Raw genomic sequence first — 267 nt, 5'->3', positions numbered from 1 at the left:
TCGACCGGACCCACGTAATAGATGAAGCGGCCCTTGAGGTCGACCGGCAGCGGCTCGCCCTTGTTGAGCATGGCCACCATGCGCTTGTGCGCGGCATCGCGGCCGGTGAGCAGCTTGCCGTTGAGCAGCAGGGTCTCGCCCGGCTGCCAGCTGGCCACGTCTTCCGGGGTGATGGTATCCAGGTCGACGCGGGTGCCCTTGGAGGCGGCGTAGGTGCTCTGCGGCCAGTCTTCCAGCGACGGCGGGTCCAGCATCACCGGGCCGCTG

General features: G+C 68.5%; 1 protein-coding gene. It reads right to left on the bottom strand.

Annotation, left to right across the window (positions count from 1 at the left end; genetic code table 11):
- Positions 1 to 267: fumarate hydratase C-terminal domain-containing protein (locus ACQG3P_RS19915; protein WP_426806009.1), on the bottom strand; the 267-nt coding region annotated here is incomplete at both ends.

It is taken from the genome of Stenotrophomonas sp. SrG (assembly GCF_050031795.1).
GTDB lineage: Bacteria > Pseudomonadota > Gammaproteobacteria > Xanthomonadales > Xanthomonadaceae > Stenotrophomonas > Stenotrophomonas rhizophila_A.
This window is presented reverse-complemented; position numbering and strand designations above follow the sequence as displayed.